Below are 12,281 nucleotides of genomic sequence, written 5' to 3'. Positions count from 1 at the left end.
TAACTTACGTACATATAAGTATATCGCTACATAACCTGCAAAACGCTTGAACGGAGCATTTGTCATATCGCTGGATTTTGAATTGTATTGGGGGGTACGGGATTCAAAATCACTCGAACACTACAAGGAAAATATCCTGGGTGTTTGGGAGGCTATGCCGCGTTTACTGAATCTGTTCAGCGAGTTTAACATTAAAGCTACTTTTGCAACGGTTGGCCTGCTGACTTTTGACAGCAAGGAAGCCCTGATCGCAGCCATCCCTGAGCAGCTGCCTCATTATACGCATGATGCCTATAACTGGTATCCGGATTATTTAACGCAGGTTGGCTCTTCTGAAAAAGAAGATAAGCTACACTTCGCTCCTTCTCTGATTCAGCAAATACATGATGCCGGTGTACACGAGATCTGCACCCATACCTTCACCCATTATTATACCCTGGAAGAAGGTGCCGGCATAGTGAGTTTTAAAGCCGATCTGGAAGCGGCCAAAAAACGCGCACATGCCATGGGTATCCCCATGAATACAATCATCTTTCCAAGAAATCAATATAACAGCGAATATCTGAACGTGTGTAAAGAAGCGGGCTTCATTGGCTTTAGAGGTACAGAAGACAGCTGGCTATACAAACCGCTGAGCCGAACAAAAGAAAGCAGCTGGCGGAGACTACTGCGTCTGATTGATTCCTACTGGAACATCAGCGGTGTGCATTGTTATGATTGGAATGAAATAAAAGACCCCAGTGGCTTGTATAACATTCCTGCGAGCAGGTTTCTACGTCCTTACCCGGGCAAAAAACTACGCTTCCTGGAACGGCTGCGCTTAAAACGTATTACCAATGCGATGACCTATGCTGCAATGAACGGGAAAATTTTTCATTTGTGGTGGCATCCGCATAACTTTGGCAAAGACATTCAGAAAAACATAACTTTTCTGCGTGCTATTTTAGAACACCAGCATACACTGTATAAAGTATATGGGTTTGAATCGCGCACGATGAATAAATGTTATTCGATAATAAATAACTATGAGCAACGATAAGGAAATTATCAAACGTGCTGTTGAACGTCACGATATCGACAGCAGTATTTTTCAGGGCAGGTATGTAAACTTTACACAGGGTAAATATACGGATGAGTTTATTTACGGGCGTTACCAGATGTTTGAAGAGATTGACAGAATCCTTTCCAGCTTGCCCAAAGGGGCTAAAGTCCTTGACCTGGGTTGCGGAACAGGGCATTTCTCCACATACATCAAAACACTCTGCTATGAAGTAACAGGTCTTGACCCGTCTACAAAAATGCTGGATTACGCACGTCAGAATTTTCCCGAAATCACCTTTGTTGAAGGTTATTCCAATGCACTTCCGTTTGAAGACAATACCTTCGACCTGATCATCAGCATTGAAGTATTACGTTACCTCGATACTAAAATTGTACTGGAATCATACGAAGAAATATACCGGACATTAAAACCAAACGGTAAAATGTTTATCACCCATGTAAACACGCTTGCAACAGAAGGATATTACATATTTTACCATTTAAAAAAACTGGCACATTCCTTTAAAGGAAAAGAATACCACAGTGCTTATTTTACCTCTGCCAATAAAGAAGAACGCACACTGAAAAAAATAGGCTTTAAAAACATTTCCTGCATTGGACGTATGTTCGCGACAGTGCGTACCGGTTATAAGTTCGGAAAGACAATTGGAAAAACATACGCAAAGCTGTTGGAAAAATTCAATCCGAAACAGCGTTTTGAAAAAAGTCATTTCAAAAACTTCACCGGCCATCTGATTGTCATTGCAGAGAAATAGAACATAATTCATAATTCATTCCGCCGCGGCGGATCATAATTCATAATTTTCTTATGAAATACAAAATGCTTGTCCTGGATATGGACGACACCCTGTTAACAGACGAACATCGCATTTCAGATAAAAATAAGGAGGCATTGCGCAAAGCACAGGAACTGGGCGTGTATGTAGTATTAGCTTCCGGCCGCCCCACTCCTGCCATGGTTCATTATGCCGTTGAACTTAACCTGGCACATTACGACTCTTATATTCTTTCTTATAACGGCGCGGTGATTATGCGCATGAAAGACAATAGTATTCTGTTTGAACAAAGCTTAACCAAAGAAGAGATCCATCGCTTATACGATTTTAGTGTATCCCACAAGGTACACATCATAACGTATATCAACGGACAGATTATCAGCGAAACTTCTTCCCCTTATATTGATATCGAAAAACAAATCACCGGCATGCCGTTTGAAAAAGTAGCAAGCTTTAAAGACGCGGTAACAACCTCTGCGATCAAATGTATCCTGCTGGAAGAGCCTGCTTATTTAAAACAGGTGGAAGCATGGTTAAAAGCAGAAATGCCGGACAAAAGCGTAGCAACTTCCAAACCGTATTTTTTAGAAGTAACACACCACGGCATTGATAAGGCTGAAAGCTTAAAGAGACTGGCAGCCAAACTGAACATTAAACAGGAAGAGATCATTGCGGTAGGAAATGCCGGCAACGACCTGTCAATGGTTGAATATGCAGGCCTGGGGGTGTGGGTAGACAATGTAACACCCGAATTGCGGGATAAGGCGGATGTGATCGTAGCATCCAATAACAACCACGGTGTCGCAGAGGTTGTTGAACGTTTTATCCTGTAGGGCGAACCATTGTTGTTACCCGTTTAATCTTCCCTGCTCCCCGCTATTTTATAAACAACCCATTTGAAATTTGTTTTCTGCTGTAATTAATGGTAAATTATATATAAACCATTAATCACCGGTAATTTACAATCACAATATGATCAGCGGAAGGAAAGCAGTGCGGGTAGCTTCCAAAATACTTATTTGGCTCTTAGGAATATTTACTGTTCTTTTTATACTTCTGTGGTCTGTTTTAAAAGTACCTGCTGTTCAAAATTTTCTCATTAAAAAAGCTACCGGCTACGTCAGCAATAAAACACATACCCGTGTTGAATTAGCATACATTGACCTTGAGTTTCCAAAGTCCATCCTGCTTCAAGGAATTTTTCTGGAAGATACAAAACACGACACGTTGGTTTCGATCGGGGAAATAGAAGTAAACCTGAATATGCTTGCGCTTCTTTCCAATACCGTTTCCATTGAAACACTTGGAATTGATAACTTCTATGTGCGCTTAAAACGAACCAATCCAGACACTACATTTAATTTTCAATTTTTAGCAGATGCCTTTACGTCAGACGACACAAAAGAAGTAGTTGTTGATACGGTTAAAGGTACGCCCTGGACGATCAAAGCAAATTCAATTGCTTTAACACATGGTCGTTTTGAAATGCTGGATGAAACAAGCGGTATGCTGATGAATGTCTCTGCGGGAGAAATCGAGGCCGAACTAAATAAACTGGACATCACTGCCAGCTATGTTGACCTGGGTGATATAAAGCTTTCTGAAGTGCATGGCAACATGCGCAATACCAAACCGGCAGCACCGGATACCGATACCAGTTCCGGCGGATGGAACGGCATACACGCTTCTTTACTTACGATTGAACACTCTTCTTTTAAATACACGGATGACATTACTGCGATGCGCATCGATGTAAACATTGGCGAACTTGAGTTAAAGCCGAGTACAATTGATCTTACCAAACAACTTATTGCAAGCGATGGTTTATCGATCGGACAAAGCCGGGCTTTGATTCAGCTTAAAAAATCGTCCGATACAAGCGCACAACATTCAGATGATCCGGAAAGTGCGGAATGGAATGTTCAAGTGAGTTCATTAAATCTGAAACAGAATGATTTCAAAATGGATTTTCTGAATGAACCTGAAATTCCTGCAGGAATAGACTGGAATCATTTAGCACTTACGGGTATCAATACATCAGCAAAAGACATTTCATACAACGGTCCGCTTGTTAAAGCAACCATAGAATCGTTATCCGCACAGGACAACAGCGGCTTCGGAGTTCGATCCCTTAAAACGGTCGCCTATATGGATGCCACATCCGCAAGCCTTACAGACCTTTCGCTTGTTACCAATCATTCTTATCTGGGCCAGGACATAAAAGTAACATTTAACTCCTTAAGCGAAATCATGTCTTCCCTGTCGGTTGACTGCTCCATGATGAATAATCAGGTTGCCGTACGTGACCTGCTGTTGCTTGTACCTTCACTCGACACCGTTGAAATTATTCATAAAAACAAAGACCGCAGAGCAGCTTTCAACCTGATTGCAAAAGGCAATCTAAACCGTCTGGATATTCAGCAGTTTTACTTCAAAACATTAAACACAAGTATTGATACAAAAGGCCGTTTAAATTTCATTACAGATCCGGATAAATTATTTATTGACCTGAACATTAAACGCATTCAGACAGGCGGTGCAGACTTAACAGCGCTTCTGCCTGACAGCACATTGCCCGCAAGTATTCAGATACCTTCTGAAGTATTTGCAACAGGTAATTATACAGGAACATTATCGGACTTCCATTCTACGATAGATATGAGCAGCTCTATCGGCAGTGTATTTATAGATGCAGATATAAAAAATCTGCAGAAAGAAATACCCGTATATACGCTTGCTCTTCAAACGCACAGCTTTGATCTCGGCCAGTTGATGAACCAATCAAACCTGGGTAAACTAAACGGCGCAGTAGATGTGACCGGGAGAGGTTTTGACACCAGCAGCATAAAAGCAACGATACATAGCGACATTGAATCTTTTGGTTTGAACGATTATGTGTACCACAACATACAGCTTGATGGCAGCATAGATAAAAAGCTTATAGAAGCAACCGGCACGGTGGATGATCAGAACCTGAATCTTCTTCTTACAGCAAAGGCCAATCTGGATAAACAGCAGGAATTTTATGATGCACAGATAAATTTAAAAGGTGCCGATTTTAAAGGTTTGGGTATTACCACGGAAAGCATAAACCTGTCGGCAAATACAGATATACATTTAATTGGTGATCCTACACAGAACATTAACGGACATGTTTCAACACGCAACATACTTGTTATTCAAAACGGCAAACGTTATAAAGAAGATTCACTGATTCTGGTATCGATCAATGAACCGGGTAAAAGCAATATGAAATTAAACAGTTCAATGGTAGCAGCCAGCTTTGACGGAAACATCGATGTATTCTCTGTAAGCGATGCCATTACCAATCACCTGAACCGGTATTTCCTTTTAACTGAAACAAAATTCAAGCAGACTAAACCGCAGAATTTTGTATTTGAAATAAAACTGAACGACTCTCCGCTTCTGCGTGAAGTACTTTTGCCTTCACTGCAAAATTACAAACCGCTTAGCATTTCAGGTTCTTTCAACAGCGAAGAAGCCAAAATGGCTGTAAGTGCTTCTATTCCGCTTGCCACCTACTCCGGCATCACCGTTAATGAATTCGTTTTTGATATTGATTCTGATGCGGATAAATTAACGTATAACACGGGCTGGAGTTATTTAAAAACCGGAGGTATTACGCTTCAGCAAACTACCGCAGACGGCTTGCTGCGTAACGACACTGCTTCAATCAACGTTACCATTAAGGATGTTGAAGAACGGAATAAGATCAAACTCAATTCCATTGTAACCCATGCTTCCAAAGACCACTATCGTTTCAGTATTGTTAAAGATGGATTAATGCTGCAGGAAGATAAGTGGGCCGTAACAGAAAATAATTATATAGAAATTGCTTCGAATTATATTTTTGCAGACCATTTTAATTTATCTCATGAAAAACAATTTATAAAACTGCAATCAGCGGCTGAAGGCAACGACATGAATTTGCAATTCAGTGCCTTTGATCTGCATACCTTGTCGCAGATTGTTGAAGATACGGACACATTGCTGGTACAGGGAATTCTGAATGGAGAGGTCAATCTGAAAAACATTCATCAGAATCCAGCCTTTACTTCAAAGCTCGACATTCAGAATCTTGCATATAAGGATTCGCGTGTCGGCAATTTAAAGATCACAGCAGATAACCTTACAGCCGACAGATACACGGCTAATATTGAATTGACAGACTCTCTGAACCGGGCAACCATTGGAGGATATTATTTAAGTTCGGATGAAAACAGCGCCCTGCATTTTAATGCCGATATAAAATCCATTCAGCTGCATTCGCTGGAAGCCTTTAGCGGCGGCCAGATATCGGGCAGTACCGGACTTGTAAGAGGAAATATCGCTATCACCGGACCAGTAAAAGAACCCAGGTTTAACGGCGACATTCAATTTATAGAGGCATCCACAAAAGTAGCATACATCAACCAGCGGATATTCATGAAGAAAGAAACGATAACCGTTTCTTCCGAAAAAGTAACATTCAAATCGTTTAATATACTTGATTCATTAAACAATGAAGCAATCATTAACGGTACGGTAGGAATAGAAAAATTTGACAATGCAACTTTTAACCTAACCGTTACTACAAATGATTTCATGATACTGAATACAACCGCTGTAAATAACAAACTCTATTATGGAAGAGTATTTCTGGACAGTAAAATTTCTATCAGGGGAGATCAGAACCTGCCTGTCATCAATGCAACTATTGATATCGAAAAAGGCAGTCATTTCACCTTTGCTATACCAGATTCAAAGATCAGTGTTGACCGCGGTGATGGTATTGTGATTTTCACAACTGATTCCTCTTCCCTTGATCCGATCATGTTACGGCAAAATGAAGAAGTTATTGCAGAAAAAATAACCGGGCTTGATCTGTCAGCAAAAATTCATATTGACAGGAACAGTACATTAAAGATACTGGTTGATCCGATCTCAGGAGATTCGCTATCCGTAAGAGGTGATGCAGACCTGAACTTCAAGATGGATGCCAGTGGCCAGACAAACTTAACCGGCACCTATGTAGTTAACGATGGTAATTACAAAGCTTCTTTAGAAAATCTCATTGTACGTAAATTCAATATTTCAAGAGGCAGTAAAATCATATGGACCGGCGACCCGCTCGATGCGCTTATTGACATTAAAGCTACTTATACAACGAAGACAGCACCGGACGGCTTACTTGTTAATTCAGCGGTGATAGATTCTTCAGCCATGCGTAAACCATTACCTTTTATTGTAGTCATGTCTATGCAGGGCGAATTATTAAAACCAACCATCAGTTTTCAGCTTGACATGCCGGACAATGCAAAAGGTGCGCTGGGCGGCGAAGTGTATTCAAAGATCACAAATATAAATGCGAATGAGTCCGAAGTTAATAAACAGGTTTTCGCTTTATTGGTTTTAAACCGGTTTATCACGCCTGAAGCCGGCGGCGGCGGAAGCGGCGCTTCGGATTTTGCACGCAGAAGCGTGAGCCGGATGATGAGCAATGAACTCAATAAACTCTCCGCTAAGTATGTGGAAGGATTGCAGATTGATGTTGATGTGCAGTCATACAACCAGGTAAATAACGGGCAGCAAAGAGGAAACACGCAGGTGGAAGTGGGTGTTACAAAGACATTATTTGATGAACGGCTGTCTGTTCAGATCGGCGGAAATGTACCGATTGAAGGACAGGATGCGTCATCAAACAGCAGCACTGCAAAAAATATCACCGGTGATGTAACTGTTGAATATAAGCTTACAAAAAACGGGCGATACAAGGTTAAAGCCTTCCGTAAAAATGAATACGATGGTATATCAAACGGAACCATTGTTGAAACAGGTGCAGGTATTATGTATATCCGGAATTTCACACATTTCAAAGAGCTCTTCATTTCTAAAAAGAAAAGAAAAGAATTAACCCAACAAAAAACACCAATCAGTACGCATTAATGACTTTAAGCAGTAGATACATATATATTCTTTTACTAATAGGAGCTTGCATCGGTTGCACATCAACAAAGTATGTACCTGATGGCGACTCGTTATACACAGGAGCAACATTCGACATACAATCGAATGAACCCAAACGTTTTATAAAATCTGTTCAGACAGATCTGGAAGCGCAATTAAAACCCAAACCCAACACATCCATTTTTGGATGGAGAATCAAACTGAGTATTTATAATGCGCTCGGAAAACCTAAAAAACAAAAAGGCTTAAAATATAATCTGAGCAGAAAGTTTGGACAGGCTCCTGTCCTGTTTTCTTCCGTGAATACATCTCTGACACAAAAAGCGTTATCTGCAGCACTCTTTAACAGAGGGCTTTTTGATGCTCAAGTAAGCTATGATATTGTAACCAGCAAAAATAAAAAAAAGACAAGCATTGTTTATCAGATAAAAACAGGACCGTCTTATAGAATAGATACGTATGCGGTCCGGATAAAAGACACTGCCATAGTAAATCTGATCAATAACAATGCAGATAAAAGCCGTGTAAAAAAAGGAAGAAGATATAGCCTGGAGCGTTTACGGACAGAACGGGAACATATTGATGAGGTTCTGAAAAACAACGGCTACTTCCATTTCAATCCTGAATATCTTGTTTTCGAAGCTGACACATCCGGAACCCGGTCAAGTGTAGCCATGCGGCTAAAGCTAAAGCCTCAGACAACCGAAAAAAGTTTGCGGCGCTATACCATGTCGGGTGTATATGTACTGCTGGACAGCACGTATACAGCTAAACATTTCATTCATAAAACAGATACCGTTATGATAGACAGTGTGGTATTGTATCTGAATCATGACTTTAAAGCCAAATCCATCGCACAGTATGTATATTTAAAACCAAACGATTATTATTCAAGAGAAAATTATCAGCTGACGTTAAGCAGGCTCATGGGTATGAACCTGTTTAAATATGTCGATATAGATATTGTTGAAAAAGACTCTACCCATCTGGACATATTCATTCACCTCTCTCCGTTACCTAAGCGTTCTGTAAGTATTGAGGTTGATCTTGTGAGCAAATCAAATAATTTCATTGGCCCGGGGATGAATCTGAATTATACGGATAAGAATTATTTTAAGGGGGGCGAAAAATTAAGCCTGGGCTTTCATGGTTCTGTAGAAACACAATTGAATGGTCAGTTCAAAGGTTTGTATACGTATGAATTCGGGCCTCAGCTTTCGCTTACGTTTCCAAGGTTTATACTGCCTTTTAAAGTTCCCGCGTCGAGCCTTTTTACTCCCAGTACAATTATCAGCACAAGCTATACATTCCTCAAAAGGGTTAATTATTTTGAAATGCGTTCGCTGCAGATCTCCTATGGATACAAGTGGAAAGAATCGCTGCCGATAGAACATTATCTGAGACCGATCAATATAAATTTTTTCAACATTACTAATATCAGTACGGATTTCAATACCTTGCTGCTGCAAAATCCTGCATTGAGACGCCGTTATGAAGACCAGCTGATTGTAGGGATCATGTATTCATATACATACAATCAGCAGGTTTTTCCTAAAAAGAAAAATCAAATTTATTTTAATGGAAACATTGATATTTCAGGAAATACACTTAGTGCTATAAATAAACTTGCCGGCAGTCCTGAAAAACCGGATGGATCAAAAACCATAAATGGTATAGCCTACGCACAGTATGCAAAATTTGATATTGATGTACGTAACTATCATAAAGTAACAAGACAGACCGTATTTGCCAGCAGGCTCATTCTCGGCTGGGGTATTCCATACGGAAATTCCACTGCGCTTCCTTTTGTTAAAGGTTTCTTTTCAGGCGGTGCGAACAGCTTACGTGCATTCCCTGTTAACTCTGTTGGCCCCGGTACATACAGGCTGCCGGACAGTTTACAAAGTTCCTTCTTTATTCAGCAAGGCGGTGATATAAAAGTTGAATGGAGTGCTGAATATCGGTTCCCTATTGTGAGTATTATTAAAGGTGCTCTTTTTGTTGATGCCGGTAACGTATGGCTGTATAAAAATAACGACTTGATACCCGGTGCACAATTCAAACTGGAAAAAGCATTTACAGAACTGGCTGTTGGCGGCGGTTTTGGTTTGCGTGCAGATCTGAGCTTTTTCATCATACGGCTTGATCTGGCCACCCCTATCCGAAAACCCTGGCTCGAAGAAGGCGAACGCTGGGTATTGGATGATGCAAAATTAGGAAGCGGAGAATGGCGCAGGCAAAACATCATTCTGAATATTGCTATTGGTTATCCGTTTTAACCCTTGGGGAAACCTTTGCGGTTGCCCGTTTCCGGGCGAGGGTAACCAATTATGTCCGGGCGAGGGTAACCAATTATATTCGGGCGAGGGTAAACCTCGCCCCTACTTATTTACCCTCCATTTTTTGAGAATATAAATAATAATGAGTATTATTATATAACTGCGTATCACAAAATAAACGACTCTTTTACGCAGGCTATGTAAGGGATATAATTAGGTATGATAAAAAGTCTTGTAGCCGTATTTACAGCTATTTTTGTATGGAATCTGACAGCACAAGCAGAATATACCATCACCCTTAATAACGATCAAAAACAATATGAGATCCAGCCTCAGTTTGTAGAACAGCTGCAGGACCCAGCGGCTTCTTATACCATAGATCAGGTATCTTCCCCGCTTTTTGCTGCAAAGTTTAAAGCAACAGGCGAAACCATGCTGCGCAATACCAACAGACAAGCGGCTTACTGGTTAAAACTGAGAATTATAAACCATACAGATAAAAGCCAGCAATGGCTTATTGAATCATTTAATTTCAGAATAAACGAAATCTCCTGTTTTCTTCAAACCGACTCCGGCTTTACAGAAGTAGTAGAAGGTGATATGTATGCGTTTAAGCAGCGATCTGTTGGCCATAAAAACTTTGAATTCCTGTTACCAAATGACCGTGATTCCATCATTTGCTACCTGCGCATAAAAACCAAACAACCTGCCAGCTTTGAATTATTCATCCGTCGGTTTGATGCTTTCACTACCTACGCGATAGGTGAGTATTTTCTGCTGGGTATTTTTTATGGAACCATTGGTATTGTAGCATTATTCAGTTTACTGATGCTGCTTTCGTTCCGTAAATTAGTATTCCTGTATTATTCGCTTTTCCTTACAGGCTTCGGCATTTTTTTTATGTGTCAGGATGGCACAGGCTTTCAATACCTGTGGTCAGATATGCCCATCATAAACGCCTATTCCATTTCCATTTCGCGCCTGCTCATGCTGATACCTTATACCTTATACTTTTGCGAGTTTTTAGATATTAAGAAACGCCTTCCATTGGTATGGAAAGCAATGATGATATGGATTGTACTGCGTATAGTGGGTGCTTTTCTTCCCAAAGAAAATGATTTGTTGTTGTCGCTTGTGATGTACTACGATTACATTCCGTTTATTGTAGCTTATCTTACAGCAATTTATTCTTACAGCAAAGGTTTCAAGCCGGCCTTATATTTCACCTTAGGTTTTTCCATTCTGCTCATATCATTTATCATTAATTCACTGCGTGTTGCCTGCATCGTTGAATCGAATATATTTACTGCATACTCATTAAACTTTGGAGCCGTGCTTGAAATTCTTTTCCTTTCCCTTTCATTGGGTGCGTGGTTACGCATAATTATTCAGGAAAAAACTGTCACGGAAAATATCAATAAATTACTGGAGGAAAAAGTACAGGAACGTACCGCCATTCTGCAGATTCAGAATACTATTATAAATGAAAAGGTAAACGAGCTCGACACCTTATTTTACAGGCTTTCACACGATGTAAAAGGTCCGTTAAAATCAATCATGGGGCTTGCTAATTTAGGTTTGATCGATCATACTGACCGGGAGAATTATTTTCGTATGATCCAGAGCAGCGCCACAAAACTTGATAAGATCACATCCAATTTCCTTCAACTCTCCAACGCAAAACAATTTGATACCGAAGATCTTTCTTCCATTAATTTCAGAAAACTGCTTGCAGAAGTCATTGAAAACCTGCGCTACCTGAATGAGTTTGAAAAAACAAGTATTCAGGTAGACATTGAACAGGAAGGGGAATTTTATTCCTATAAAAACATTTTATATCCTGCCATTTCAAATATTATTGAAAACGCCGTTAAGTACCGCCATGAACAGGGCATTTCATCAACCCTGTATATACAGATTGATAGCAGCAGCAAAAAAGCGACCCTGACATTTACCGACAATGGAATCGGGATAAACCCGGTCAATTCTCAGCATATTTTTGATATGTTTTTCAGGGAGAATACAAAAGAAGGTGTTTCAGGTACCGGCCTTGGCTTGTACATTGTAAAAACATTCATTGAAAAAATAAATGGTACTGTAACTCATACAGCCAATCCAGCAAACGAAACCATTTTCGTAATCGAAATTCCCAACGCGTTGGGAGTGAATTGAATTCGCTTTGCATGTATGGGGAATG

General features: G+C 40.2%; 6 protein-coding genes. All 6 read left to right on the top strand.

Going from position 1 to position 12,281, the window contains the following annotated elements; genetic code table 11:
- Window positions 1–46: 46 nt before the first annotated feature.
- Entirely contained in the window at window positions 47–1,039 is a 993-nt protein-coding gene (locus CHU_RS05965) for a polysaccharide deacetylase family protein (protein ID WP_011584615.1), read from the top strand.
- Entirely contained in the window at window positions 1,026–1,817 is a 792-nt protein-coding gene (locus CHU_RS05960; RefSeq protein WP_011584614.1) for a class I SAM-dependent methyltransferase, read from the top strand. Before CHU_RS05965 ends, CHU_RS05960 begins: the two co-directional genes overlap by 14 nt.
- A 53-nt stretch (window positions 1,818–1,870) precedes the next feature.
- Window positions 1,871–2,671: a Cof-type HAD-IIB family hydrolase gene (locus tag CHU_RS05955; RefSeq protein WP_011584613.1), complete on the top strand. Its 801-nt coding sequence runs from the start codon at window positions 1,871–1,873 to the stop codon at window positions 2,669–2,671.
- Between the two features lie 139 nt (window positions 2,672–2,810).
- A complete protein-coding gene (locus CHU_RS05950; protein WP_041932225.1) occupies window positions 2,811–7,784 on the top strand; it encodes a translocation/assembly module TamB domain-containing protein in 4,974 nt (1,657 codons plus the stop codon).
- A complete protein-coding gene (locus CHU_RS05945; protein WP_011584611.1) occupies window positions 7,784–10,084 on the top strand; it encodes a BamA/TamA family outer membrane protein in 2,301 nt (766 codons plus the stop codon). The genes CHU_RS05950 and CHU_RS05945 overlap by 1 nt, the downstream gene beginning before the upstream one ends.
- Before the next feature lie 219 nt (window positions 10,085–10,303).
- Window positions 10,304–12,256, top strand: coding sequence for a sensor histidine kinase (locus CHU_RS05940; protein ID WP_011584610.1), 1,953 nt, complete (start codon window positions 10,304–10,306; stop codon window positions 12,254–12,256).
- Window positions 12,257–12,281: the final 25 nt, after the last annotated feature.

It is taken from the genome of Cytophaga hutchinsonii ATCC 33406 (genome assembly GCF_000014145.1).
GTDB lineage: Bacteria > Bacteroidota > Bacteroidia > Cytophagales > Cytophagaceae > Cytophaga > Cytophaga hutchinsonii.
The sequence above is the reverse complement of the archived record's forward strand: the minus strand, read 5'-3'. Positions and strand labels throughout refer to the sequence as shown.

Excerpts from the sequence above, each read along its gene's own strand:
- CHU_RS05940 (WP_011584610.1), top strand. The coding sequence starts at position 10,304 with ATGATAAAAAGTCTTGTAGCCGTATTTACAGCTATTTTTGTATGGAAT.
- CHU_RS05945 (WP_011584611.1), top strand. The coding sequence starts at position 7,784 with ATGACTTTAAGCAGTAGATACATATATATTCTTTTACTAATAGGAGCT.
- CHU_RS05955 (WP_011584613.1), top strand. The coding sequence starts at position 1,871 with ATGAAATACAAAATGCTTGTCCTGGATATGGACGACACCCTGTTAACA.
- CHU_RS05960 (WP_011584614.1), top strand. The coding sequence starts at position 1,026 with ATGAGCAACGATAAGGAAATTATCAAACGTGCTGTTGAACGTCACGAT.
- CHU_RS05950 (WP_041932225.1), top strand. The coding sequence starts at position 2,811 with ATGATCAGCGGAAGGAAAGCAGTGCGGGTAGCTTCCAAAATACTTATT.